Annotated in this window: 24 protein-coding genes; 11 read left to right on the top strand and 13 right to left on the bottom strand. The window is 63.6% G+C overall.

Annotated elements, in window-relative coordinates; genetic code table 11:
• Positions 1 to 154: 154 nt before the first annotated feature.
• The 4 genes from FCU66_RS33675 to ccmA form a co-directional block, all read right to left on the bottom strand.
• Positions 155 to 730, bottom strand: a complete 576-nt coding sequence (locus FCU66_RS33675; RefSeq protein WP_136622119.1) for a DsbE family thiol:disulfide interchange protein — start codon at positions 728 to 730, stop codon at positions 155 to 157.
• Positions 727 to 894, bottom strand: a complete 168-nt coding sequence (gene ccmD, locus FCU66_RS33670; RefSeq protein ID WP_136622118.1) for a heme exporter protein CcmD — start codon at positions 892 to 894, stop codon at positions 727 to 729. Before ccmD ends, FCU66_RS33675 begins: the two co-directional genes overlap by 4 nt.
• Before the next feature lie 133 nt (positions 895 to 1,027).
• Positions 1,028 to 1,693, bottom strand: a complete 666-nt coding sequence (gene ccmB / locus FCU66_RS33665; protein ID WP_136622117.1) for a heme exporter protein CcmB — start codon at positions 1,691 to 1,693, stop codon at positions 1,028 to 1,030.
• Positions 1,694 to 1,724: 31 nt separating this feature from the next.
• Entirely contained in the window at positions 1,725 to 2,330 is a 606-nt protein-coding gene (gene ccmA, locus FCU66_RS33660) for a heme ABC exporter ATP-binding protein CcmA (RefSeq protein WP_136622116.1), read from the bottom strand.
• A 281-nt stretch (positions 2,331 to 2,611) separates the two neighbouring features.
• Here ccmA and acnA point away from each other — a divergent pair, with 281 nt between their 5' ends.
• Complete coding sequence (acnA, locus tag FCU66_RS33655) at positions 2,612 to 5,302, top strand: aconitate hydratase AcnA (protein ID WP_136622115.1); 2,691 nt, start codon at positions 2,612 to 2,614, stop codon at positions 5,300 to 5,302.
• A 47-nt stretch (positions 5,303 to 5,349) separates the two neighbouring features.
• Here the strand turns inward: acnA and FCU66_RS33650 are convergent, their stop codons facing one another.
• Positions 5,350 to 6,027, bottom strand: a complete 678-nt coding sequence (locus tag FCU66_RS33650) for a ceramidase domain-containing protein (RefSeq protein ID WP_136622114.1) — start codon at positions 6,025 to 6,027, stop codon at positions 5,350 to 5,352.
• A 275-nt stretch (positions 6,028 to 6,302) separates the two neighbouring features.
• Here FCU66_RS33650 and FCU66_RS33645 point away from each other — a divergent pair, with 275 nt between their 5' ends.
• Together FCU66_RS33645 and FCU66_RS33640 are read left to right on the top strand one after the other, a co-directional pair.
• Positions 6,303 to 7,088 carry a DUF1223 domain-containing protein gene (locus FCU66_RS33645; protein WP_136622113.1) on the top strand — a complete coding sequence of 262 codons (786 nt, stop codon included), beginning with the start codon at positions 6,303 to 6,305 and terminating at the stop codon, positions 7,086 to 7,088.
• A 663-nt stretch (positions 7,089 to 7,751) separates the two neighbouring features.
• The gene (locus tag FCU66_RS33640) at positions 7,752 to 8,138 is read left to right on the top strand and encodes a DUF2794 domain-containing protein (protein ID WP_136622112.1); all 387 of its coding nucleotides are present in this window, start codon (positions 7,752 to 7,754) and stop codon (positions 8,136 to 8,138) included.
• Positions 8,139 to 8,238: 100 nt separating this feature from the next.
• Here FCU66_RS33640 and FCU66_RS33635 read toward each other — a convergent pair whose 3' ends face one another.
• The 4 genes from FCU66_RS33635 to FCU66_RS33615 all read right to left on the bottom strand — a co-directional run bounded on the left by FCU66_RS33635 (position 8,239) and on the right by FCU66_RS33615 (position 13,324).
• A complete protein-coding gene (locus FCU66_RS33635) occupies positions 8,239 to 8,817 on the bottom strand; it encodes a GNAT family N-acetyltransferase (RefSeq protein ID WP_136622111.1) in 579 nt (192 codons plus the stop codon).
• A 106-nt stretch (positions 8,818 to 8,923) separates the two neighbouring features.
• Positions 8,924 to 9,703 carry a Bax inhibitor-1/YccA family protein gene (locus FCU66_RS33630; RefSeq protein WP_126066920.1) on the bottom strand — a complete coding sequence of 260 codons (780 nt, stop codon included), beginning with the start codon at positions 9,701 to 9,703 and terminating at the stop codon, positions 8,924 to 8,926.
• A 239-nt stretch (positions 9,704 to 9,942) separates the two neighbouring features.
• The gene (locus FCU66_RS33625) at positions 9,943 to 12,441 is read right to left on the bottom strand and encodes an ABC transporter permease (RefSeq protein ID WP_136622110.1); all 2,499 of its coding nucleotides are present in this window, start codon (positions 12,439 to 12,441) and stop codon (positions 9,943 to 9,945) included.
• Positions 12,442 to 12,628: 187 nt separating this feature from the next.
• Positions 12,629 to 13,324, bottom strand: a complete 696-nt coding sequence (locus tag FCU66_RS33615; RefSeq protein ID WP_136622109.1) for an ABC transporter ATP-binding protein — start codon at positions 13,322 to 13,324, stop codon at positions 12,629 to 12,631.
• Between the two features lie 87 nt (positions 13,325 to 13,411).
• On the opposite strand from FCU66_RS33615, the gene FCU66_RS33610 reads away from it, so the two are divergent.
• Positions 13,412 to 14,056, top strand: coding sequence for an arylesterase (locus FCU66_RS33610; RefSeq protein ID WP_136622108.1), 645 nt, complete (start codon positions 13,412 to 13,414; stop codon positions 14,054 to 14,056).
• 128 nt (positions 14,057 to 14,184) lie between these two features.
• Positions 14,185 to 14,781 carry an RNA 2',3'-cyclic phosphodiesterase gene (gene thpR, locus FCU66_RS33605; protein ID WP_023811312.1) on the top strand — a complete coding sequence of 199 codons (597 nt, stop codon included), beginning with the start codon at positions 14,185 to 14,187 and terminating at the stop codon, positions 14,779 to 14,781.
• Here thpR and FCU66_RS33600 read toward each other — a convergent pair.
• Entirely contained in the window at positions 14,685 to 15,203 is a 519-nt protein-coding gene (locus FCU66_RS33600) for a low molecular weight protein-tyrosine-phosphatase (protein ID WP_136622153.1), read from the bottom strand. The two genes, thpR and FCU66_RS33600, sit on opposite strands and share 97 nt — an antisense overlap.
• Positions 15,204 to 15,311: 108 nt before the next feature.
• Between FCU66_RS33600 and FCU66_RS33595 the strand changes: the two genes are divergently transcribed.
• The 3 genes from FCU66_RS33595 (at position 15,312) to FCU66_RS33585 (ending at position 17,171) form a co-directional block, all read left to right on the top strand.
• Entirely contained in the window at positions 15,312 to 15,605 is a 294-nt protein-coding gene (locus tag FCU66_RS33595) for a 4a-hydroxytetrahydrobiopterin dehydratase (protein WP_136622107.1), read from the top strand.
• Positions 15,606 to 16,035: 430 nt separating this feature from the next.
• Positions 16,036 to 16,398 (top strand): YkvA family protein, encoded by a 363-nt coding sequence (locus tag FCU66_RS33590; protein WP_136622106.1) that lies wholly within the window; start codon positions 16,036 to 16,038, stop codon positions 16,396 to 16,398.
• A gap of 269 nt (positions 16,399 to 16,667) precedes the next feature.
• On the top strand, positions 16,668 to 17,171 hold the full coding sequence (locus tag FCU66_RS33585; RefSeq protein ID WP_136622105.1) for an invasion associated locus B family protein: 504 nt from the start codon (positions 16,668 to 16,670) through the stop codon (positions 17,169 to 17,171).
• Between the two features lie 156 nt (positions 17,172 to 17,327).
• Here the strand turns inward: FCU66_RS33585 and FCU66_RS33580 are convergent, their stop codons facing one another.
• A complete protein-coding gene (locus FCU66_RS33580) occupies positions 17,328 to 17,627 on the bottom strand; it encodes a hypothetical protein (RefSeq protein ID WP_127262516.1) in 300 nt (99 codons plus the stop codon).
• Between the two features lie 271 nt (positions 17,628 to 17,898).
• Here FCU66_RS33580 and rlmN point away from each other — a divergent pair, with 271 nt between their 5' ends.
• From rlmN to FCU66_RS33565, 3 genes are read left to right on the top strand one after another with little or no spacing between them, the layout of a single operon-like run.
• Entirely contained in the window at positions 17,899 to 19,134 is a 1,236-nt protein-coding gene (gene rlmN, locus FCU66_RS33575) for a dual-specificity RNA methyltransferase RlmN (protein WP_136622104.1), read from the top strand.
• Positions 19,131 to 19,586, top strand: coding sequence for a hypothetical protein (locus tag FCU66_RS33570; RefSeq protein ID WP_136622103.1), 456 nt, complete (start codon positions 19,131 to 19,133; stop codon positions 19,584 to 19,586). Before rlmN ends, FCU66_RS33570 begins: the two co-directional genes overlap by 4 nt.
• Complete coding sequence (locus tag FCU66_RS33565; RefSeq protein ID WP_136622102.1) at positions 19,583 to 20,065, top strand: hypothetical protein; 483 nt, start codon at positions 19,583 to 19,585, stop codon at positions 20,063 to 20,065. The genes FCU66_RS33570 and FCU66_RS33565 overlap by 4 nt, the downstream gene beginning before the upstream one ends.
• Here the strand turns inward: FCU66_RS33565 and FCU66_RS33560 are convergent.
• Both FCU66_RS33560 and FCU66_RS33555 read right to left on the bottom strand, forming a co-directional pair.
• The gene (locus tag FCU66_RS33560) at positions 20,037 to 20,678 is read right to left on the bottom strand and encodes a LysE family translocator (protein ID WP_136622101.1); all 642 of its coding nucleotides are present in this window, start codon (positions 20,676 to 20,678) and stop codon (positions 20,037 to 20,039) included. The genes FCU66_RS33565 and FCU66_RS33560 overlap by 29 nt on opposite strands.
• Before the next feature lie 130 nt (positions 20,679 to 20,808).
• Positions 20,809 to 22,878, bottom strand: a complete 2,070-nt coding sequence (locus FCU66_RS33555; protein WP_246094151.1) for a putative bifunctional diguanylate cyclase/phosphodiesterase — start codon at positions 22,876 to 22,878, stop codon at positions 20,809 to 20,811.
• Positions 22,879 to 23,028: the final 150 nt, after the last annotated feature.

Genomic DNA, 23,028 nt, shown 5'->3' with positions numbered 1-23,028 from the left:
CAAGTCCGATAAGACGCCCTGCCAAGGTGCGTTGAGATTCAGGTCAGACCGAGACGAAAACGGTGGTTTCCGAGAACCGGTGCGGAGCGTACTTAAGTACGTGAGCACCGGAAGCGCAGGAAGCCGCCGTTCGCAGGCCGGCATCACCTGAATATCAATGTGCCGCCAGCGCTTTTTCAATCTGTTGCAGTAAGAGATCCCTCGCCGTCTCGGGCGTCAGCGGGCCGACATGCTTGTAGGCGATCTTGCCGTCCTTGCCGATGACGAAGGTTTCCGGCACGCCGTAGACACCCCAGTCGATCGCCGTGCGGCCGGCTTCGTCGACGCCGATCGCCTGGAACGGATTGCCGAGATCGCCGAGGAAACGCCGAGCGTTTTCCGGTTGGTCCTTGTAGTTCAGCGCCGCCATGGCGAAGCGCTTATCCTGCGCCAATGCCAGCAGCACCGGGTGCTCTTCGCGGCACGGCGCGCACCATGACGCAAAGACATTGACCAGCGTGACCTTGCCGGCGAAGGATTTCGAATCGAGCCCGGGCAGGTTTGAGCCCTCCAGCGCCGGCAGGTTGGTTTGCGGCGCCGGCAAGCCGATCAGGGCCGACGGCACTTCCGAAACATCGCGCCCCGACAACAGCTGCGACAGGAACAGTCCGGCCAGGCCGAGGAAGATCAACAGCGGCAGAAGCACGATCAGGCGGCGACGGGGTGTCGGCGTTTCCGTTTCGGTGCTCATGGCTTGGCCGCCTTGTCGGAGCGACGCCGCACGCCGGCCGCTTCCAGTTCGGCGAGTTCGCGCTTGCGCGCCCGCTGGTCGATCAGAATCCAGCCGATCAGCCCGATCAGCACCACGGCGGTGATGCCATAGGCGGCGGTCACGTAAAGTGCGTGCGCGCTCATGCGGCAGGCCCCGCCAAAATGCGGCCTTCCAAACCGATCGTTTCACCCCGTCTAGACATGCCTTCCCTTAGCCTCGCCTCGTCGGCTTCGCAATCGGTCGCCACGCCGCAGCCTTCGCGCTCATGCGGCCGCTTCAATCCGTGCCATGGCGCAGCGCCAGCGCCGCCGAGACCGGACCCAGCACGCTAAGAAACAGGGTCAGCGCGGCAAGAATGAGGAAGGGCTGCAGAAACGGATCGGGATTGGCCGTCGCCCCATAGCTCGCCGAAACGCCGAAAATCAGCACCGGGATGGTCAGCGGCAGCACCAGCACCGAGATCAGCAGCCCGCCACGCGGCAGCGCCACCGCCACGGCGGCACCCGCGGCGCCGATGAAGGTGATCGCCGGCGTACCGACCAAAAGGGTCAGCGCCGTGGCGCCGATGCTGAGCGGTTCCATGTTCATGAACAGGCCGAGCAAGGGCGCGGCGATGACCAGCGGCAGCACGCTGCCCGCCCAATGCGCCAGGCATTTCGTCAGCACCGTCAGCGCCAGCATATGGCGGTCATTGCCGAGCACCAGCAGATCGAGCGAGCCGTCCTCGCGGTCGGCCTGGAACAGCCGGTCGAGGCCGAGCAGGCAAGACAGCAGCGCTCCGATCCACAGGATCGCCGGACCGATGCGAGCAAGTAGCTTGAGATCCGGCCCGACACCGAACGGGATGGTGGCGATGACCGCGAGGAAGAAGATGACGCCAGTCAGCGCCCCGCCACCGGCACGGATGTTGAGGCGGATGTCACGCAGGAAGAGCGCTAGCATGATTTGAGATGCTTTCGCCCTCGCGCCATCATCAACCCGTTTCCCCCATCCTCAACTCTACCCCCTCGATCCCCAGCGGCAGATGCGTCGCCGCAACGATCATTCCACCATCCGCGCAATGCCGCGTCATCAACCCCGCGAACCGCCCTTCCGAGGCCTTGTCCAGTCCCGCCGTAGGCTCGTCGAGCAGCCACAATGGCCGGTGGCTGACCAAAAGCTTGGCGATCGCCGCGCGGCGCCGCTGCCCGGTCGACAGATAGCCGAACGGCAGGTGGCCGATGCCGCCAAGCCCAACCGTTTCCAGCGCCTCTTCGACGCCCAGCTGTCCATCGCCGTTGAAGTCGCGCCAGAAGCGCAGGTTCTCCGTCACGCTGAGCGCCGGCTTCATTGCGTTCTGGTGGCCAAGGTAATGACAGGCCGACGCGATCGACGGAAACGCTTCGCCGCCACCTTCGATCCTCACGCTGCCTTCCGCCACCGGCAACAGCCCGGCGATGACCCGCAGCAAGGTCGATTTGCCTGATCCGTTCGGCCCGGTGACGACAAGCGCCTGACCGTCCGCCAGGGCAAAGCCGATGCCGGAAAACACCGTGTCGCCGCCGCGTTCGCCGCCCAGATTTTCGGCGATCAGCCGCATCCCTCGCCTGCCCTGAAAACCATGTGTCGCGGCAGCTGCCGCATCGCACAAATTTGCTTTCCGACTGTCTAGAACTATTCCAGAAAATTCTCTATATGCGGTGCATCCGTGCCAGCGGTCGGCACGGGAACAGAATTAGCGCCGAACCAGCGCACGCGCCGCCTTGAACGGCTCGGGTTGCTTGGGAACGGACAGCGGAAATGGCCGTACCCGCACCTTTGCGCGTGATTGCATGCCATCGGCGTCCGTTCCCTTTCAGGCTGAACAGACAAGGATCGCACGTGTCAAAATCCCTCGACAGTTTCAATTGCCGCCGCACGCTGACCGTAAGCGGCACCGAATATGCCTATTTCGACCTCATCGAGGCCGAGAAGAACGGCCTCACCGGCATCGCCCAGCTGCCCTATTCGATGAAGGTGCTGCTGGAGAACCTGCTGCGCAACGAGGACGGCCGCTCCGTCACCAAGGAATCGATCCAGGCGGTGGCCGGCTGGCTGACCGACAAGGGCACCGCCGGCGTCGAGATCGCCTATCGCCCGGCCCGCGTGCTGATGCAGGACTTCACCGGTGTTCCGGCCGTGGTCGACCTTGCCGCCATGCGCGACGCCATGGCCTCGCTCGGTGGCGATCCGCAGAAGATCAACCCGCTGGTGCCGGTCGACCTCGTCATCGACCATTCCGTCATCGTCGATGAATTCGGCACGCCGATGGCCTTCGCCCGCAATGTCGAGCTCGAATACGAGCGCAACGAGGAACGCTACAAATTCCTGAAATGGGGCCAGCAGGCGTTCCGCAATTTCCGCGTCGTGCCGCCCGGCACCGGCATCTGCCACCAGGTCAACCTTGAATATCTCGGCCAAGTGGTGTGGACCAACACCGAGGACGGCGAAACCACCGCCTATCCCGACACTTGCGTCGGCACCGATTCGCACACCACGATGATCAACGGCCTTGGCGTGCTCGGCTGGGGCGTCGGTGGCATCGAGGCCGAGGCGGCCATGCTCGGCCAGCCCGTCTCCATGCTGCTGCCGGAAGTCATCGGCTTCCGCCTCACCGGCAAGCTCAAGGAAGGCGTCACCGCCACCGACCTCGTGCTCACCGTCACCCAGATGCTGCGCAAGAAGGGCGTCGTCGGCAAGTTCGTCGAGTTCTTCGGCCCGGGCCTGTCCAACATGACGCTGGCCGACCGCGCCACCATCGGCAACATGGCGCCCGAATATGGCGCCACCTGCGGCTTCTTCCCGGTCGACTCGGAAACCATCCGCTACCTCACAATGTCCGGCCGCAGCGAGGACCGCATCGCGCTGGTCGAGGCCTATGCGAAGGCGCAAGGGTTGTGGCGCGACACCGGCTCGGCCGACCCTGTCTTCACCGACCTGCTCGAGCTGGAACTTGGCTCCGTCGTGCCGTCGATGGCCGGCCCCAAGCGGCCCGAAGGCCGTGTCGCGCTGGAAGGCATTCCGGAAGGCTTCGCCAAGGCGATGGAGACCGAATACAAGAAGGCCGCCGAGATCCACAAGCGCTACCCCGTCGAAGGCACCGACCACGATCTCGGTCATGGCGATGTCGTCATTGCCGCCATCACTTCCTGCACCAACACCTCGAACCCGAGCGTGCTGATCGGCGCCGGCCTCCTGGCCCGCAACGCCAACCGCCTTGGTTTGAAGCAGAAGCCATGGGTGAAGACCTCACTGGCACCGGGCAGCCAGGTGGTGGCTGAATATCTGGAGAAATCCGGCCTGCAGAAAGAACTCGACCAGATCGGCTTCAACCTGGTCGGTTTCGGCTGCACCACCTGCATCGGCAATTCCGGGCCGCTGCCGGCGCCGATCTCGAAAACCATCAACGAAAAAGGCCTGATTGCTGCCGCGGTCTTGTCCGGCAACCGCAACTTCGAAGGCCGTGTCTCCCCCGACGTGCAGGCCAACTATCTGGCCTCGCCGCCGCTGGTCGTCGCGCATGCGCTGGCCGGCACCGTCACCAAGGACCTCACGACAGAGCCGCTCGGCGAGGACAAGAACGGCAACCCGGTCTATCTCAAGGATATCTGGCCAAGCTCGGCCGAGATCCAGGAGTTCATCGAGAAGAACGTCACCCGCGAGCTGTTCGCCCGCAAATATGCCGACGTCTTCAAGGGCGACGAGTACTGGCAGAACGTCAAGGCGCCGGAAGGCCAGACCTATGCCTGGGACGACAATTCGACCTATGTGCAGAACCCGCCCTATTTCGCCGGCATGACCGCCGGTTTCGGCAAGATCGGCGACATCAAAGGCGCCCGCGTGCTTGGCCTGTTCGGCGACAAGATCACCACCGACCACATCTCGCCGGCGGGTTCGATCAAGGCGGCCTCGCCGGCTGGCAAATACCTCACCGACCACGGCGTCGGCGTCGCCGACTTCAACCAGTACGGCACGCGGCGCGGCAATCACGAGGTGATGATGCGCGGCACCTTCGCCAACATCCGCATCCGCAACCACATGCTGGGCGAGAACGGCCGCGAGGGTGGCTACACCATCCACTACCCGTCGAAGGAAGAGGAATCGATCTACGACGCGGCGATGGAATACAAGAAGGAAGGCGTGCCGCTGGTCATCTTCGCCGGCGTCGAATACGGCAACGGCTCATCGCGCGACTGGGCGGCCAAGGGAACGAATCTCCTTGGTGTCCGCGCGGTCATCGCCCAGTCCTTCGAGCGCATCCACCGCTCGAACCTGGTCGGCATGGGCGTCATCCCCTTCGTCTTCGAGGACGGCACGTCATGGGCCACGCTCAATCTCAAGGGCGACGAGCTGGTCGAGATCGACGGACTGAGCACGATCAAGCCGCGCCAGACGATGATCGCCAAGGTCACCTATGGCGACGGCACGGTGAAGAACGTGCCGATCATCTGCCGCATCGATACGCTGGACGAGCTCGACTACTTCAAGAACGGCGGCATCCTGCAATACGTGCTGCGCGATCTTGCTGCGTAGCAGCAAGGGAGTAGGGCTTAGGCAGTAGGGAATAGGACACCTACTGCCTACTGCCTACTGCCTACCTTCGGCGCTCCATACCGCGCCGCCGCGGCCAGAAGCACGCCGAGCATCAGGCCGTTGAAGATGTGCCAGAGGAAGTGCGTGCCGAGCGGGAAGCTGCCGCAGACCAGCGGATCGATCATCCGGCAGATGACGGACACCACGAAGATCGCCGATCCCGCCAGATTGTACCAGCCGGCGCGATTGCCGCTGGCCGCCACCAGCGCGCCGAAGAAGGCAAGCGCCAGGAACGGCGGCAGATAGCCCGTCGTGCCGTTCGACGCCTGGCGCAGCCAGTCCGGCACGGCCAGGGTTATCGCCCCGGCAATCACATAGAAGACAATGAAGATGGCGATGGCCTTGCCCCATCGCAGGCCGAGGAAGCGGCGCAGGTTGAACAGCGTGTAGGCCAGCGTGAAGCCGGCGATCGGCAACACGTCGGCCCAGACCGTGCCCTTGGTGGCAAAGGTGTGGAAGATCGTCGAGCCGATGCCGATCGCCACCACCCACCAGGCCAGCACCTCGGCAAAGGTGCCGGTGCCCAGCCTTCGCACCTCGCGCACGCCCCACAGGCCGGCGGCGATGAAGGCGAGGTTCGTCAGGGCGTTGACCGGCTCGGACCAGAATTCCGGCCCGGTCCGCTCGCAATAGAGGTCGACCGGCGCCAAAAGAGTTTGCCACATCGTGATTGCCGCCCGAATCGGTTTCTATCCTGAAGCGCAGACCTTCACCTAGAGCAATTCCAGGAAAAGTGTGAAGCGGTTTTCCGTCCGGAATTTCGTCAAATCAAAGAGATAGAGCGGTTCGGCGTTTCGGTGAAACGATGAACCGCCCTATCGTGCCGTTGCTGTCGGCTGCAATGGCAAAATTTCACCGCAACGTGACTTCCCGTTGACTTCCGCTTCTGCCACATATTTTAGCAATCAAGACAAAGCCGGCACCACCGGCGGGAATCGGAATGGCCATGGCCTCGCGAAAATCATTGTGGCTGGCAGCCTTTGCGCTGGCCTTCTCGGTGTCTGCCGGCGCCGGGTATGCCGTCGAGCCCGACCGAGCCCAGGCCGACAAGCCCCAGCTCGAAAGGCCATTGGGCGTGGTCGAGCTGTTCACCAGCCAGGGCTGCAATTCCTGTCCGCCGGCCGATGCGTTGTTCGCCGAACTCGTAGCCAAGGAAGACATCGTCGCGCTCGCCTACCATGTCGACTACTGGGACTATCTCGGCTGGCAGGACACGCTGAGCCGCAAGGAGAACACCGAGCGGCAATATGACTATATGCGCGCCTTCGGCAGCCGCTCCGTCTACACGCCGCAGGCCGTCATCAACGGCCGCGTCCACGTCAACGGCGCCAGCCGCGGCGAGGTCGATGGCGCGCTCGCCCGCATGGCCAAGAGCGGCGAAGGCATGCGCGTCGCCATCAAAGTCAGCCGCACCAGCGACCGGGTGATGATCGACGCCGGCGATGCCGGCAGCGGCCCCAGCGACGCCCATGTCGTCATCGTCTATTTCGACCCCCCGCAGACGGTCAAGATCGGTGAGGGCGAGAACAACGGCCGCAAGATGACCTACTGGAATGCGGTCACCGGCATCCAGACCGCCGGCATGTGGCACGGCAAGGCGCAGCGCTACGAACTGCCGATGAGCGAGATTGCCAAGAAGGGCGGCTGCGCCGTGCTGCTGCAGTCAGTCGGCAAGGACGGCATGCCCGGTCCCATTCTTGGCGCTGCGTTCATTCACAAGCCGTAACAGAATCGCTGAAACGACCCTGCCTTCGTCATCCTGGGGCGAAGCAGGAGCGAAGCTCCGTCGCGGAGACCCCGGGATCCATGCCAGGACATCGGCTGCGCACGAAATCGGTCCAGAATCGAGAGGCGGCCCGCTTAAGCTGTCCCGTTTGAGACAGCTGGCCATTCTGATAGGCAACATGCCTCGCCAAACGTCGCGGCATGGATCCTCGGGTCTGCGCGTCCGCTTCGCTTCCGCTCCGCCCGTGGATGACGACGTCGCGGTAGCGCGAACCGCTTCTCACCCAATAAAAAACCGACGTCAGCTTGCTTCTGACGTCGGTCATTTAGGTTTTGGGATCGTCGCACCCGGTTCTTCCGAGGAAGAGCCGAGGTTGGTTCGATCCGACGCAGACCCGTGGGCGGGGGGCTTGGGGTTTACGAGCCGGTGCCGGACCGAACCGTCTCAGGCAACGCCGGTAAATTCGTCGGACATTGGGGCATGAGCGCGGATAAAAAAAGGCAGAAATGTGGCGAAGCATCACCAATTCCAACACGGCGTTTCATAAAAGTGACTGGACGTGGCGGAAACAGCGCGGCGCGGGGCTCGCTTCGCCGGGTCTTGCAATTCAGCCGCGAACACGCCAACTTTGGTTGGCAAAGATTCATTTTGAAGGATCGAGGCATGACCGATGACAGCGGCGGGACGGGGGATGGGGACGCATCCGCAATACTGATCCCGCTGCACGAGGCGCGACACGAGCGCCTCGATCAGCCGGTGCGGTTCGACCGGCGCGAGCTGGACCAGATCCTCAGGCTCTACGGACGCATGGTCGCCGCCAATGAATGGCGCGACTACGCCATCGATCATCTCACCGACCGCGCTGTGTTTTCCGTGTTCCGCCGCGCCAGCGAAGTGCCGCTGTTCCAGATCGTCAAGGATCCGAAGCTGGCCCGCAAGCAGGGCGCCTTTGCCGTCATTGCCGCCGGCGGTCGCATCTTGAAGCGCGGCCAGGAACTCGGCCGCGTGCTTGGGATATTTGACAGCAAGCTGAAAGTGGTCGAGGCCTGAGCAGGGGAATTAGAGCAGGGGAATTGAAGAACTGGAGAATTGATGAGTTGAAGAAAAGGCTCTCAGCGTCTTCAGTTCTTCAGTTCCCCAATTCCTCAATTCAGTTCCCTCCAAGGCCCTCGCGGAACTTCCGCTCCGGCAGCGATTCGGGATCGGGCGGCGCCGATGCCCCGCCATTCAGCGACAGCTGCATGAACACCGTGTCCAGCCAGCGCCCGTGCTTGTAGCCGGAGCCTTCCAGGCGGCCTGAATGGTGAAAGCCGAGCTTTTCGTGCAGCCGCACCGAGGCGCTGTCGGGACGGCCGTCGCCGATCACCGCGACGATCTGGCGAAAGCCCGCGGCCCGTACCGCCTCGATCAGCTGCTGCATCAGCAACAAGCCAACCCCCTGGCCCTTGGCCCAGGGTGCGACATAGACCGAATCCTCGACGATGAAGCGGTAGGCCGGGCGCGGCCGGAACGGACCGGCATAGGCATAGCCGAGCACGGCGCCATCCTTCTCCGCCACCAGGTAAGGAAAGCCGCCGGCCATCAAACTGTCGAATCGAGTGGCCATCTCGGCCCGGCTGGGCGGCTCCAGCTCATAACTCGCCGTGCCTTGAATAACCGCGTCGGCATAGATGTCCGTGATCCGGTCGAGGTCGGCCGCTGTTGCGGATCGAATCGCAATAGTGCTCATTCTTTATGCAGGCCCTTTGTCTGCCTCTGATAACAGCAAAGCCCGGCACAAAAGGAAAGGGCGGCCGTTGGGCCGCCCTTCCGGAAGTTGATGGTCCAATGCCGCTTTAGCGACGGTCGCCCATGAACTGCAGCAGGAACATGAACAGGTTGATGAAGTCGAGATAGAGCCTCAAGGCACCCATGATCGCCTTGCGGCCGGCGACATCCGAAGCGTCGCCATCGAAATACATCTCCTTGATCTTCTGCGTGTCATAGGCGGTGAGGCCCGAGAAGATCAGCACGCCGATCGCCGAAACGGCGAAGGACAGGGCCGACGACTGCAGGAAGATGTTGATCACCATTGCGATGATCAGACCGAACACGCCCATGATCAGGAACGAGCCCATCGCGGTCAGGTCGCGCTTGGTCGTGTAGCCGTAGAGCGACAGCGCGCCGAAGGCCGCTGCGGTGGCGAAGAAGGTCTGCGAAATGCTGGCCGCCGTGTAGACCAGGAAGATCGACGACAGCGACAGGCCGACGAGGCCGGCATAGACCCAGAACGTCGTCTGCGCCGCCGCAACACTCATCGACTGGACACGGAACGACAGGAACAGCACCGCGGCCAGCGGGGCAAAGATCACCACCCAGCGCAACGGCGAGCCGAAGATCGCGTAGCCGAAGGAGGTCAGCATCTCACCGCTCGGCAGCGTTGCGACCGCCGAAGCCGGATCGGTGGTGGTGGCCAGCATGATCGTGCCGACGGCGGCAAGACCGGTGATGAGGAGGCCAAGCCCCATCAGATTGTAGACCTTGATCATGTAGGCGCGCAGGCCCTGATCGATGTCAGCACCGACGCTGACGCCGGGCACGGCGCGCGTCTGGTAGTTGCGAATGGGATCAGCCATTGTAGTCCTCTATTGCTTCTGCCCCGTCCGGTGTCAGGTCCTTACGGACCCAGGCGCCGCTGGCAGGGCTCCAGCATGCCTGTGGCGAAATATGATGGTTATTCGCGTCAAGAACAAGACCGTAACCGGATGTAACGGTTCGTGAGACAACGAAGTGCCGATTCCTCGGCTTTCCGGACGGTATTCTTACCAAGATTTAATCTGGGCCAAGATCCGGGATGGCCGTTCCGGGCCTGAAGTCACAGGTTGCGCAGCACGGGCGCTGCCTTCTGGCCAAGCACCCGCCAGGTGCCGGCGAGACCAATGCCGACCGTGATCACCAGCGAGAACAGAATGGTCGCCACCGCCACCTCCGGCATGAAATGCGACGGCAATGTCATGATGCGCGCGACGACGAACCAGGCAGCGGCACTGCCTGCCGCCAGTGCGAAGATCGCGGTGGCGAGCCCGATCAGCATATATTCGAGTGAGAAGGCCGCGATCAGCGTCCTGCGCGTCGCGCCCAGCGTCTTCAGCACCACCGCGTCATGGATCCGCGCCCGGTTGCCGGCGGCAAGCGCACCGGCCAGCACCAGCACCGAAGCGATCAGCGCCACGCCGGCCGCGGCCCGGATCGCCGTGCCGAGCTGCCCGACCAGCCGGTTGACGACATCGAGCGCATCCTTGACCCGGACCGACGTTACCGCCGGGAAGGCGCGGGTGACGGCATTGAGGATGCGGGCGTCGTCCGCCGTCGAGGCATTCTTTTCGGTCAGCGTCGCCATCCAGCCATGCGGGGCGCCTGCGAATGTGTTGGGCGAGAACACCATGACGAAATTGATGCCCATCGTCTCCCATTCGACCTGGCGAAAATTGGCGATCCTGGCCGTGACATTGCGGCCGAGCACATTGACGGTGATGGTGTCGCCAAGCTTCAGCCCGATCTCTTTGCCTTCTTGCGCCGAAAACGAAACCAGCGGCTCGCCGCTATACTTGTCCGGCCACCAGCTGCCCTCGGTCAGCGTCGCGTTTTCCGGCTGCTTGGCGTCATAGGTCAGGCCGCGATCGCCCTTCAGCACCCAGGCGCCTTCCGCCGGCACCTTCACCTTGTCGACATCGATGCCGTTCAGCGCCATCACCCGGCCGCGCAGCATCGGCACCTTGGCCAGCGTTCCCTTTGGTGCCTCCTTGCCGATCAGCGCCGAGAAGGCATCGACATCGTTGCTCTGGATGTCGACGAAGAAGAAGTTCGGCGCCCGCTCCGGCAGGCTGCCGGAGATCTGCCGCCTGAGGTTGCCGTCGATCAGCGCCAGCGTCACAAGCAGCGTCAGCCCGAGCCCCAGCGACAGCACCACCGATGGCGTCAGCGCGCCTGGCCTATGGATGTTGCCGACGGCGAGCCGCAGCGCCACGAAGCGCACAGGCGGGCTCTTTTTTGCTACCCATTGCACCAGCGCGCCGACCAGGCGCAGCACCAGGAAAGCGAAGATGGTGGCGCCGACGAAGATCGAGGCGATGCGCTGGTCGCCGGAAAACAGAATTGCCAGCGCCGCCAGCAGGAGCGCAATGCCGATGGCCGCCGCGACATAGACGGGGCGCGGAAAGCCACGGCCTTCCAGCCCCATCTCGCGAAACAGCGCGGTGGCCGGCACGTCGCGGGCGCGGCCGAGCGGCAGCAGCGCGAAGGCCAGCGTCACCAGCAGGCCGAACAACGCCGCCATGCCAAGCGCGCCGGGATAGAAGCCGCCTTGCGCCGGCACCGGAATGACGGACTGAAGCGCGGCGCTGGCCGCGAACGGCATCAGCGCCCCGAGTACGAGACCGAGCACGATACCCAATGCGGCGATGATCAGGATCTGCACGAGGTAGACGGCAAAGACGAAGCCGCCCGAAGCGCCAAGGCTCTTGAAGGTGGCGATGACGCCGCGCTTGCCGTCGAGATAGGCGCGCACCGCGTTGGCGACGCCGACGCCGCCGACCACCAGCGCCGTCAGCCCAACCAGCGTCAGGAACTGCGAAAAGCGTTCGATGTTGGACGACAGCGCAGGCGCGGCGTTGCTGCGCGTGCGGATCGACCAGCCGGCTTGCGGAAAATCCCTGGCCGCCTGATCCTGGATGGCCTTCAGCCGTGCCTCGTCGGCGTCCGCCGGCAGGCGGATCTTGTAGGCATTCTCGACCAGGCTGCCCGGCTGGATCAGTCCGGTGGCCGCCAGCGCTTCGGTCGAGATCATCAGCCGTGGCGCGAAGCCGAAACCGTCGGACACGGCATCCGGTTCGGTGACCAGCCTGGCGCGCAGTTCGAAGGTGGCGGTGCCGAGCTTCAGCCTGTCGCCGAGCTTGAGATGCAGCCGCTCGAACAGCAGATCGGGCGCTGCCGCACCGAAGACGCCGAACTCTTCGCCGAACAGTTCCTGCTTCGACAGTGCCGGCTCGGTCTCCAGCGTGCCATAGAGCGGATAGGCGTGGTCGACCGCCTTGGCCTCGACCAGCGCCTGGTCGGTTCCGTCGGCGAGACGCGCCATCGAGCGCATGCTGGCGGTTCTGGAAATCTCGCCCAGCCCATCAAGGAAACCGCGTTCGGGCTGGCTGGCGTCACGCTGGTTGATCTGGAAGCGAAGATCGCCGCCAAGCAGCGTCTGGCCCTGATTGGCGACACCGGCAGTGATCGAACGCGCCACCGAGTTGACGCCGCCGATGGCCGCGACGCCGAGCGCGATGCAGGCGAGGAAGATCAGGAAGCCGGACAGGCCGCCGCGCATCTCGCGCACCGAAAAGCGAACCGCGAGTGAAATGGTACGCGACCAGCCAGCCCCCTCATCCGGCCGCTTTGCGGCCACCTTCTCCCCGAGGGGAGAAGAGGTCACCAGCGCCGGTGTCTGCCTCTTCTCCCCAGCGGGGAGAAGGTGGTCCGAAGGGCCGGATGAGGGGGTCTTTTCCGCCACGGCTCTACGCAGTCGCTTTAAGCAAGGGCGCATCCTCGATCCGGCCGGACCGCATCGAAACCTGGCGCGAACAGCGTGCCGCAAGGGCCGGATCATGGGTGACCAGCACCAGCGTCATGCCGCGCTCGGCCGCCTTGGCAAACAGGAGATCGGCGACTTGCCGCCCGGTCGCCTGGTCGAGATTGCCGGTCGGCTCGTCGGCGATCAGAATGCGCGGTGACGGCGCCAGCGCCCGGGCGATCGCCACGCGCTGCTGCTCGCCGCCCGACAATTCGCCGGGATAGTGGGTGACGCGGTCGCTGAGGCCAACCGCCGCCAGCTCGCGCGCCGCCACCGAAAACGGATCGGCGTGGCCGGCCAGCTCCAGCGGAACCGCGACATTTTCGAGCGCCGTCATGTTGGGAATGAGATGGAAGGATTGGAACACGATGCCAATGTTTCGGCCGCGAAACGAAGCAATCTGATCTTCGCTTTTGCCGTTGAGCAGCTCGCCGGCAATTCGGACCGTACCCGAATCGACCCTTTCCAGGCCTGCCAGAACCATGAGCAATGTCGACTTGCCGGAGCCCGAGGGCCCGACGATGCCGGTCGCCTCACCAGCCGCCACATCGAGGCTCACGCCCTTCAGCACATGGACGGAGGAGGCCCCTTCGCCGAGTGTCAGCGATACGTCTTTCAGCGCGATGACGGCTTCTGTCAAAATGAAAGCGTCCTATATGGAGGATGAAGGCTCTGCTTGCCGGAAGCCGTCGCCGGAAGAATTCCTTGTTCATATGGGGCCTGCCGCATGTCTTTCAAACGCAGTATTGCCGCAGGCTTGATGGTTTTCCTCGCCATTTGCGGCGCCATGTCGTTGGCGCGTGCCGAGCCGTTCAAGATCGTCGGCTTCGGTGACAGCCTGATGGCGGGCTTCGGCCTTGGCCCGGACCAGGGCTTTACCGACAGGCTGCAGGCAGCGCTCGGCGCCAGAGGCCGTGATGTGACCGTCGCCAATGCCGGCGTCTCCGGCGACACGACGAGCGGCGGCCTGGCGCGGCTCGACTGGTCGGTGCCGGACGGCACACAACTGGTCATCCTCGAACTCGGCGCCAACGACATGCTGCGCGGCGTCTCGCCCGACATCGCCAGAAGGAACCTGGACGAGATGCTGGGCAGACTGAAAGAGCGCAAGATTGCGGTGCTCTTGGCCGGCATGCGCGCCGCACCCAATCTCGGCCCCGACTATCAGAACGCCTTCGACGCCATCTTTCCGGACCTTGCCAAAAAATACGATGTTGCGCTCTACCCGTTCTTTCTCGATGGCGTCGCCGGCCAGCCTGGCATGCAGCTCGAGGACGGCTTGCATCCGAACGCGCAGGGGGTCGACCAGATGGTCGAACGCATACTGCCGACGGTCGAAGAGGCAATCGCGGCAGTGCCGGGCGGTTCATAAGGCGGGACTGGAGCTGTTTCCGTTGGGGAAGCTTTTTAACAAAGACTGTGACCAACAAACATCTTGCCCCGTTTGACTATCGATGATTCGCTATGGGTACAGTTCGATTCGAGGAAGGGAGGCTCTTCATGCCGCGTCTTTTCACCGCCCTCGAAATACCGCGTGACGCCGCCCTTTCGCTGTCCCTGCTGCGGGGCGGCCTGCCAGGCGCCCGCTGGATCGACGTCGAGAATTACCATCTGACGCTGCGTTTCATCGGTGATGTCCCAGGCCATGTCGCCGACGAGATCGCCAACGCACTCGACCGCGTCCACCGCCCCTCCTTCTCGCTGGCGCTGTCCGGCGTCGGTGCTTTCGGCCAGAAGAAGCCGCATGCCGTATGGGCCGGCGCTTCCGCCTCGCCCGATCTTGCCGCCCTTCAGGGCGAGATAGACCGCATCTGCCAGCGGCTCGGCATCCCCGCCGACCCGCGGAAGTTCATGCCGCATGTCACACTTGCAAGGCTACGCAATTCGACCCCGCTGGACGTCGCCCAATATCTATCGGCACGCGGCAATTTCTCGACGCTGCCGTTTCGCATCGGCCGCTTCGTGCTGATGTCGTCGCGCGATTCGGTCGGCGGCGGCCCCTACATCGTCGAGGAAGCCTGGCCGCTGTCGGGCACGGATGCCCGCGCCTCCAGCCTTGTCGCCAGCGCCTCCGACGCCTCGCGGATCATGCGGTAGACCGAAGCGAAAGCTTCCGCCCCGTCATAGTAGGGGTCCGGCACGTCACCTGCCTTGCCGTGCGCGAATTCCAGGAACAGTTGCACCCGGTCGCGCATGACTGCCGGCGCCAGCGCTTTCAGGTCGGCGACATTCGACCGGTCCATGCCGAGGATCAGGTCGAAGCGGTGGAAATCCTGCGGCGTGACCTTGCGCGCCTTCTGCCCGGAAATGTCGACGCCGTGACGCACCGCCACCGCGATCGAGCGTGGATCGGGAGCGGAGCCGACCTCCCAGCCACTGGTTGCCGCTGAATCGAGCAAGATATCGTGGCCCAAACCGCGCTCCGCCAGGACGGCCCGAACCACGCCTTCCGCCAGCGGCGACCGGCAGATGTTGCCGAGGCAGACGAAAAGAATGGAATTTATGGGCTTCGCGCTCATCGATCCGGATTTTGTTTTGTGCATGTCGTTATCCCGAAACCGCAACGCACTTTTGGGCGACATGCACTATGGTGAGAGTCATTTTTGGAAATAGCACGGGAAGCTGACATGACGAGAGAGAAACTGGGCAAAGACGCAATCGCCGCCGCGCTGGTCGGCCTTGAAGGCTGGGCACCGGCGGCGGACGGCGCCTCCATCAAGCGCACATTCACCTTCGCGAATTTCTCCGAGGCTTTCGCCTTCATGACCCGCGTCGCGCTTGCCGCCGAGAAGATGGACCACCATCCCGACTGGTCGAACGTCTACAAAACCGTCGACGTGACGCTGAACACCCACGATGCCGGCGGCGTCACCGCGCTCGATATCGATCTGGCAAAGAAGATGAACCGCTTTGCCGATTAAGGTGATCCATAGGTGCGGCAACCTCAGCTTCGTCATCCACGGGCGGAGCGGGAGCGAAGCGGACGCGCAGACCCGAGGATCCATGCCGCGACGTTGGTGGAGGGTGCAGCGGAGCAGAATTCAGCACCGCTGCGTCGCTCTTGAGTCGCGGCATGGATTCTAGGGTCTGCGCCGCGTCGCTTCGCTCCTTGCTTCGCCCTAGAATGACGACGGGAGGGGCGTTTCCGCTAATCTCCAAAGGAGGCGATTACCAGCCTGACGACCGCCTTTGTAGGCCGGCATCCCCCGAACTGTAGGTAAGTACGGCAAAGATCGGTTCCGATTTTCAGGCCGCGGGCAGCCAAGCTCTTGTAGCCGGGGTCGGGTTTCACCACATTTTCGCTCGCGGGCATGCGCCGGGATGCGCATGGGCCCTGCAAGGAGAAAGTGAATGGCGCAACAATCCGGTTTTGATTTCTTCGGCCTTGGCGGCAAGCTCGGCGACGAGAACGAAGTGCGCGAGAAATTCTGGCGCACCGCCAAGAAGGCCGCGCGGCAGATCCCCTTCATGGAAGAGGTCGTGGCCGCCTATTACTGCGCCATGGACAAGAACACGCCGATGCGCGCCAAGGGCATTCTGCTGGCCGCGCTCGGCTATTTCGTGCTGCCGGTGGATGTCATCCCCGACTTCGTCTTCGGGCTTGGCTTCACCGACGACATCGCCGTGCTCACCGCCGCGATCACCGCCGTCAGCGCCCACATCACCCCGGCGCACCGGCAGGCCGCCAAGGACGCCATCGCCGACAAGGGCTGAACACGCCCGCGAAACGCCGTTGAAGCCGGCTTTCGGCGGCAGCGCAAAAAGTCAAACTCTTGCCGCTTTCGTGGCCTCCAAGTCGCCAAAGGGACGTCGCGCCACCCGCTCGCAAGGCGGCGGCGCGGGAATGGCGGCGGTTTCCTCGGGTGAGGGTCCTTTTCTCAAAGGAAATTCACCGTTTGGTAACCCAGATTAAATCAAAATGAAGCGACGGGCAGGACGCCAAGCCGGCCTGCCTCCGCACCAGTTGGAATACGGGAAAAGCGATGCGCGGATTGATTGCACTAGTTTCGAGCCTGGTCCTGGTGGCCGTGGCAGCGCCGGCACTGGCGCAGTCGGCGACCAAGATCGGCCAGCACAATGCCTGGGGCACCTACAGCTACCAGGCATCGGGCGGCAAGGTCTGCTATGTCCTGACCGTGCCGACCGACAAACAGCCGCCGACGCTCGACCATGGCGACATGTTCTTCTTTGTCAGCCAGCGGCCCGGCCAGCAAGTGTCCTATGAGCCGCAATTCATCGCCGGCTACACCTTCCAGGAAGGCTCCAAGGCCACCGTCACCATCGACAAGAAGTCATTCTCGATGTTCACGCGCGGCAAGTCGGCCTGGGTCGAGAACGCCGCCGAGGAGCCGGTGCTGATCGCCGCCATGAAGACCGGCACCGACATGAAGGTGACGGCGAAGTCCGGCCGCGGCAACCCGACCAGCTATGTCTTCTCGCTGAAGGGCATTTCGGCGGCGCTGACGTCGATCGCCAAGTGCAAATAGGCAAGGTTTCGCAAATAGACAAAGCTTCGTTTTGAACGACAGGCCGGGCCGCAAAGCCCGGCCCTTTGCTTTTCAGCCCTGACTTGGCCTGGACCGGTGTCTGGGATGTCCCGCCGGCGTGTGTGCCGGCGGGTCTCGATCGTGACAGGTTCAGTCTCACATGGCCATTTTTTCGCATTCGGCCTGAGCCTTCTTGGTCGACGTATCGATCATGAAGGCTTTGCCCTTGGCGTCGGTCATCATCATCATGCAGTGCTTGATTGGCTTTGCCATTTTCATCATCTCGGCACCCATCTTTGCATCCGGCATCATGGTGCCCATATGCCCGTCCGGCATGATCGCCATCACCTCTCCACCCTTCATCATGGTCATTGTGCCCATCGCGTCTTCGGCAAATGCCTGCGAGGTGGAAAGGCCAACGAGGCCGGCAATGACGGCGAGCTTGATAGAGTTCATTCTGCATACTCCCATTTTGTAGGGGCATGGTTGCCCCCTTCGGATTTCGACGGCGCGATGGGAATCGTTACGCAAACACGACGATGTGATCGGTTCCTTTACGTGGAAAGATAGGGCAAGGCTGCCAGATGGTCGTAGCAGCCTGTCAGCCGGCGTGCACGCGGTTGTATTCCCGCCGCATGACTTCGCCCTCAACCTGTGCTATGCGCCGCGCTTCCTTTCCGGCACGATGCGTGAAATCGGCCGCAAACCGCTTATATCAGTGCAAACCATGACCCTTTCATTCGATCTTACCATTGACGGCGCCCGTGACGCGTTGCGGGCCCGCGCGGCGCAGCCCGAAAAGCCGTCGCTGATCGGCCTGACGCGGGTCGAACTCGCCGAGGCTCTGGTTGCATCAGGCACCGTGCCCGAGCGCCAGGCCAAGATGCGTGCCCAGCAGCTGTGGCACTGGATGTATGTGCGCGGCATCTCCAATTTCGCCGGCATGTTCAACATCTCCAAGGATCTGCGCGCCGAGCTGGACAAGCATTTCACCGTTGCCAGGCCGGAGATCGTCGAGGAGCAGATCTCTTCCGACGGCACGCGCAAATGGCTGTTCCGCTTTCCGCCGCGCGGCGCCGGCCGGCCCGTCGAGATCGAGACCGTCTACATTCCCGAGGAAGGCCGCGGCACGCTGTGCATCTCCTCGCAGGTCGGCTGCACGCTGACCTGCTCGTTCTGCCACACCGGCACGCAGAAGCTGGTGCGTAATTTGACCGCCGAGGAAATCCTCGCCCAGCTTTTGACCGCTCGCGACCGGCTCGGCGATTTTCCCGACCGCGACACGCCCGACGGCGCCATCGTGCCGGCCGAGGGCAGGAAAGTGTCCAACATCGTCATGATGGGCATGGGCGAGCCGCTCTACAATTTCGAAGCGGTGAAGAAGGCGCTGCTGATCGCCTCCGACGGCGATGGTCTTTCCTTGTCGAAGCGGCGCATCACGCTGTCGACCTCTGGCGTCGTGCCGGAAATCTTCCGCACCGGCGAGGAGATCGGCGTCATGCTGGCGATCTCGCTGCATGCCACCAATGACGACCTGCGCGACCTCCTGGTGCCGATCAACAAGAAGTATCCGCTGAAGGAGCTGATCGCCGCCTGCCGCGCCTATCCCGGCCTGTCGAATGCCAAGCGCATCACCTTCGAATATGTGATGCTGAAGGACGTCAACGATTCCATCGAGGACGCCAAAGGCCTGATCAAGCTGCTCAAGGGCATTCCGGCCAAGATCAATTTGATCCCCTTCAACCCGTGGCCGGGCACCAACTACCAGTGCTCGGACTGGGAGACGATCGAGAAATTCGCCGACTACATCAACAATGCCGGCTATGCCTCGCCGATCCGCACGCCGCGCGGCCGCGACATCCTGGCCGCCTGCGGCCAGCTCAAGTCGGATTCCGAGCGCATGCGCAAGGTCGACCGGCTGGCCCTGGAGGCCATGATGATCGCGGGGCACGGCGAGGCGTGACCCGCCGCTTCGCCTGGCTGAAGCGCCTCGCCGTGATGGCCGTCGGTTATATCGCCGGTGTGCTGACCTCGATCCTGGTCCCCGTGCTGCTGATCGCGCTTCTGGAAGGCATCGAGGACGGGAACTGGTCCATCATTTTCGCATTCGACTGGTTGGGCTCCTTCCCGCTCGCCGTGTTGACCGTGATGATCGGCGCGCTGTTGATCGTCGGCCCCGCGCTCTTTGTCGCCGAATGGTTGTCTATTCGAAGATGGTTCTACTTTGCCGCCACGGGTGCGATCACCTCGACGGCGTTTGGCGTTTCCATCCCGCGCTCTGCCGGCAGCTTTGTTTTCAATCCGGGCTATCTCGGTTTTCTGGCCACCGCCGGCATTGCCGCCGGTTCGGTCTACTGGCTTCTGGCTGGACGCAAATCTGGCATGCGCCGGGATCTGGGCCGGGATCTGGCATGACCCGTCTTGTAGGCTACCTCGTCCGTTTCGCTGTTATCCTGTTCGGCTATGCCGTTGCATCGCTGGCGGCGAGCGCCTTCCTCAACATCCTGTTCCTGGCGTCGCTCGGCTACACGCCGGAGCACGCGCACCCGACGGCGACAGCTTCCCTGTATTTCTCAATTCCCTTCGTCGCCCTGTTCGTCGCCTATTTCGCCCTGATGCCGGCTTGCGTCGTCATCCTGCTTGCCGAGATCCTCGGCCGGCGCGACTGGCTGTTCTATGCGCTGGCGGGCGCGGTGGTTGCCGGCGTTTTCCTCGGCATGGTCGACCATGCCCGTGACACCACCTTCGCGATCCGGGAGACCAGCGCCATCATGGCGGTGGTCGGCGGCGGCATGGTCGGCGGCATCTTCTATTGGCTCAGCGCCGGACGCTGGGCGGGAAGCTGGTGGAAAGACGGGAAGACTTCTACTTCGCCTGCGCCGTCAGGATCTTGAGCGCGAAGGCGGAGAACACGCCGGCAAAGAGATAATCGACCACCCGCGTGACGCGCGGGCTGGCCTTCATCGCCGCCGAGAATTTTTCGGCCGCCAGCACCATCGGCGCGGTCACCGGGATCGCCAGCACGATGAACATGAGCCCAAGAAAAAACAGCTTTCCCGGCGCGTTCGGGTCATGCGCGGAGACGAACTGCGGCAGGAAGGTCATGAAGAACAGGATGACCTTCGGGTTGAGCAGATTGACGCCGAGTCCCATCGCCCAGCTGCGCCGCAATGAAATCCGTGGCCCCGTCTTCTTTTCCGGCGAAAAGGCCGAGCCCCTGGTGATCGCCTGCCACGCCAGGAAGACGAGATAGCCGGCGCCAAAGATCTTCAGCACGAAGAAGGCCATCGGCGAGGCGACGATCAGCGCCGAGACGCCGACCACCACCAGCGTGGTGTGGATCAGCGTACCGCACAGCGCGCCGGCCATCGAGGCAAAGCCGGAGGCACGGCCCTGGCTCAGCGTGCGGGAGACGAACAAGGTCATGTCCGGCCCCGGCGTGATCGCCAGGATCACGGTGGCAATGGCAAACTGGATCAGCGTGGCGGTGTCCGGAATGAACGACATGAGCGGCCCCAGGAGATTGGAAGCGCCTATACAGGATGCGCCGCGACGGCGCCAGACGCAGGAGTGATCGGATGGTCGATCCAGCAGGCGCATGGCGAAGGCATCAGCGGGCGGCCACCCGCCGCAAATCCTATGCCTGCCTGCTCAGCCGCATCCTGGCGGGTTCCTCGGCGACGAGCTGATCGTTGCGGACATCGGCGCCGCCTGTGATCTGATCGATCGGCTTGGGCCGGCCGAGGAAATAGCCTTGCGCCTCGTTGCAGCCCTCGACCTGCAGGATGGTGAGCTGGACATGCGTCTCGACGCCTTCGGCGAGCACCGGAATGTCGAGGCTGCGGCCCAGCGTCAGCACCGCCCGGATGATCGCCTTGGCCTGCGGGCTTCGCTCGACATCGGCCATGAACGAGCGGTCGAGCTTGATCTTGTCGAAGGGAAACGAGCGCAGCGTGTCGAGCGACGAATAGCCGGTGCCGAAATCGTCGATCGCGATCGTCACCCCCAGCGCCTTGATCTGGCGCAGGACATGCAGCGTGCGCACCTTGTCGGCGACGATCGTCGATTCGGTCAGCTCGAGCTCCAGGCGTTTCGGCGACAGCCCGGTCTCGACCAGGATCTGGTGGACGAGCTTGGCCAGGTCGGCATGGGCGAACTGCACCGGCGACAGATTGACCGCGATCTTGTGGCTATTGTCCCATGAGGCTGCCTGGCGGCACGCGGTCCGCAGCACCCATTCGCCGATCGCCATGATCGAGCCGTTCTCCTCGGCAATCGGGATGAACTCGACCGGCGGGATCATGCCATGCACGGGATGCGTCCAGCGCAGCAGCGCCTCGTAGCCGCAGGTGGCGCCGGTCGGGACCGAGGTCTGCACCTGATAATGGAGCGAAAGCTCGCCGCGCTCGATCGCCTGCCGAAGGTCGGTGGCCAGCGCGCGACGCGCTCGCGCCGTCTCGTCCATGGCGGATTCGTAGAAGCAGACGGCGCGCGTCACGTCGTTCTTTGCCCGGTACATGGCGAGATCGGCATTGCTGACCAGCCGCTCCCTGTCGGCCCCGTCGCGCGGATAGACGGCGACGCCGATGCTGGCGCCGGCGGCAATTTCGAAATCGTCGAGCCGCAACGGCTCGAACAGGGATTTCTCCAGCCGCGAGACCAGGCCGAGAAGGTCATTCTGATCCTTGAAGCGCTTGATCGCGGCGAACTCGTCACCGCCGAGCCTTGCGACGAATTCACCCTCGCCGGTGAGTTTCGCCAGCCTGCGGGCGACGATCTTGAGCGCCTGGTCACCGGCCGCGTGCCCCCTGAGGTCGTTGATCTCCTTGAAGCGGTCGAGATCGATGACGATGACCGCCGTCATCGTTTCCTCGCCCTCGCGCGCCCGGTCGATCTCATGGTCGAGGCGGTCGTTGAAGGAGACCCGGTTGGGAAGACCGGTAAGGGCGTCGTTGAGGGCAAGATGCTGAAGCCGCTCGAAGCTCTCCAGGCGGCCGCGTTCGTCGATCAGGTAGCTGGCGAAGCCGGTGGCCGCGACGATCAGGCCGACGACGGCAACGGCGACCGCCATCGCCACCAGAATATCGGGATTGGTGCCTGTGGTGATGAAGGACAGCGGCGTCACAGCCACCGCCGCCATCGCCGTGAAATGCAGGCCGACGATCGCCAGCACCAGCAGCCCGATGGCGAGATAGTGCGACCAGCGGTATGGCCGGCGCACGGCATGACCGACAGCCACGGCGGAAAACGCCGCCGAAATCACCAATGAAGCGGCAATATAGGAGCCGTCCCATTCGACGATGCCGGCAACGTGATAGGCCATCATGCCGGTGTAGTGCATGGCCGAGATCGCCAGCCCGACGACGCATCCGCCCCACTCCGGGGCCAGACGCTTGTCGGAGGCAAGGGTGAAGCCCGCTCCGGTGCCGGCGATGGCGATGACCAGCGACACCATGGTCAGGACCGGATCGAAGGTGATCGGCGCGCCGGGCTGATAGGCCAGCATGGCGATGAAGTGCGTGCACCAGATCGAGGAGCCGGCGGCGACCGCTGTCAGGAACAGCCAGCCCCGCATCTGCACGCCGGCGGTTTTCCTGGCACGGTCGAAGAGGTCGATCGTCACCCAGCAACCGGTGACGCACATCAGCGCCGCCAGCAGGACAAGCCACAGATTATGCTCAGTGGCGATACATGATATAACGCGCATCAAGAACGACCCAAGCCCGAGGATGCCCACGACGAAGCAGGCAAGAGCCGCCAGGCACTTGGGCCAAGGCGGCTTTACCCCAGTGTTAGCCGCAGGGCGTGAAAACTTGATTAAATCCCTCCAGCAAATGCAGCCCTTGATTGCAGCAGG

The organism is Mesorhizobium norvegicum, assembly GCF_004919685.1.
Classification (GTDB): Bacteria; Pseudomonadota; Alphaproteobacteria; order Rhizobiales; family Rhizobiaceae; genus Mesorhizobium; species Mesorhizobium norvegicum.
Note: the sequence above shows the minus strand (reverse complement) of the source record. Positions and strands in the feature narration are given on the sequence as shown.

Bases quoted from the DNA above. Each gene is read 5' to 3' on its own strand.
- rlmN (WP_136622104.1), top strand. From the start codon at position 17,899: ATGACCCTTTCATTCGATCTTACCATTGACGGCGCCCGTGACGCGTTG.
- FCU66_RS33675 (WP_136622119.1), bottom strand. From the start codon at position 730: ATGAGCACCGAAACGGAAACGCCGACACCCCGTCGCCGCCTGATCGTG.
- FCU66_RS33560 (WP_136622101.1), bottom strand. From the start codon at position 20,678: ATGTCGTTCATTCCGGACACCGCCACGCTGATCCAGTTTGCCATTGCC.
- FCU66_RS33625 (WP_136622110.1), bottom strand. From the start codon at position 12,441: ATGCGCGGCGGCCTGTCCGGCTTCCTGATCTTCCTCGCCTGCATCGCG.
- FCU66_RS33600 (WP_136622153.1), bottom strand. From the start codon at position 15,203: ATGAGCGCGAAGCCCATAAATTCCATTCTTTTCGTCTGCCTCGGCAAC.
- ccmB (WP_136622117.1), bottom strand. From the start codon at position 1,693: ATGCTAGCGCTCTTCCTGCGTGACATCCGCCTCAACATCCGTGCCGGT.
- FCU66_RS33590 (WP_136622106.1), top strand. From the start codon at position 16,036: ATGGCGCAACAATCCGGTTTTGATTTCTTCGGCCTTGGCGGCAAGCTC.
- FCU66_RS33635 (WP_136622111.1), bottom strand. From the start codon at position 8,817: ATGAGCACTATTGCGATTCGATCCGCAACAGCGGCCGACCTCGACCGG.
- FCU66_RS33585 (WP_136622105.1), top strand. From the start codon at position 16,668: ATGCGCGGATTGATTGCACTAGTTTCGAGCCTGGTCCTGGTGGCCGTG.
- FCU66_RS33640 (WP_136622112.1), top strand. From the start codon at position 7,752: ATGACCGATGACAGCGGCGGGACGGGGGATGGGGACGCATCCGCAATA.
- FCU66_RS33645 (WP_136622113.1), top strand. From the start codon at position 6,303: ATGGCCATGGCCTCGCGAAAATCATTGTGGCTGGCAGCCTTTGCGCTG.
- thpR (WP_023811312.1), top strand. From the start codon at position 14,185: ATGCCGCGTCTTTTCACCGCCCTCGAAATACCGCGTGACGCCGCCCTT.
- FCU66_RS33650 (WP_136622114.1), bottom strand. From the start codon at position 6,027: ATGTGGCAAACTCTTTTGGCGCCGGTCGACCTCTATTGCGAGCGGACC.
- FCU66_RS33580 (WP_127262516.1), bottom strand. From the start codon at position 17,627: ATGAACTCTATCAAGCTCGCCGTCATTGCCGGCCTCGTTGGCCTTTCC.
- FCU66_RS33565 (WP_136622102.1), top strand. From the start codon at position 19,583: ATGACCCGTCTTGTAGGCTACCTCGTCCGTTTCGCTGTTATCCTGTTC.
- FCU66_RS33555 (WP_246094151.1), bottom strand. From the start codon at position 22,878: ATGCGCGTTATATCATGTATCGCCACTGAGCATAATCTGTGGCTTGTC.
- ccmD (WP_136622118.1), bottom strand. From the start codon at position 894: ATGAGCGCGCACGCACTTTACGTGACCGCCGCCTATGGCATCACCGCC.
- FCU66_RS33610 (WP_136622108.1), top strand. From the start codon at position 13,412: ATGTCTTTCAAACGCAGTATTGCCGCAGGCTTGATGGTTTTCCTCGCC.
- FCU66_RS33595 (WP_136622107.1), top strand. From the start codon at position 15,312: ATGACGAGAGAGAAACTGGGCAAAGACGCAATCGCCGCCGCGCTGGTC.
- ccmA (WP_136622116.1), bottom strand. From the start codon at position 2,330: ATGCGGCTGATCGCCGAAAATCTGGGCGGCGAACGCGGCGGCGACACG.
- FCU66_RS33630 (WP_126066920.1), bottom strand. From the start codon at position 9,703: ATGGCTGATCCCATTCGCAACTACCAGACGCGCGCCGTGCCCGGCGTC.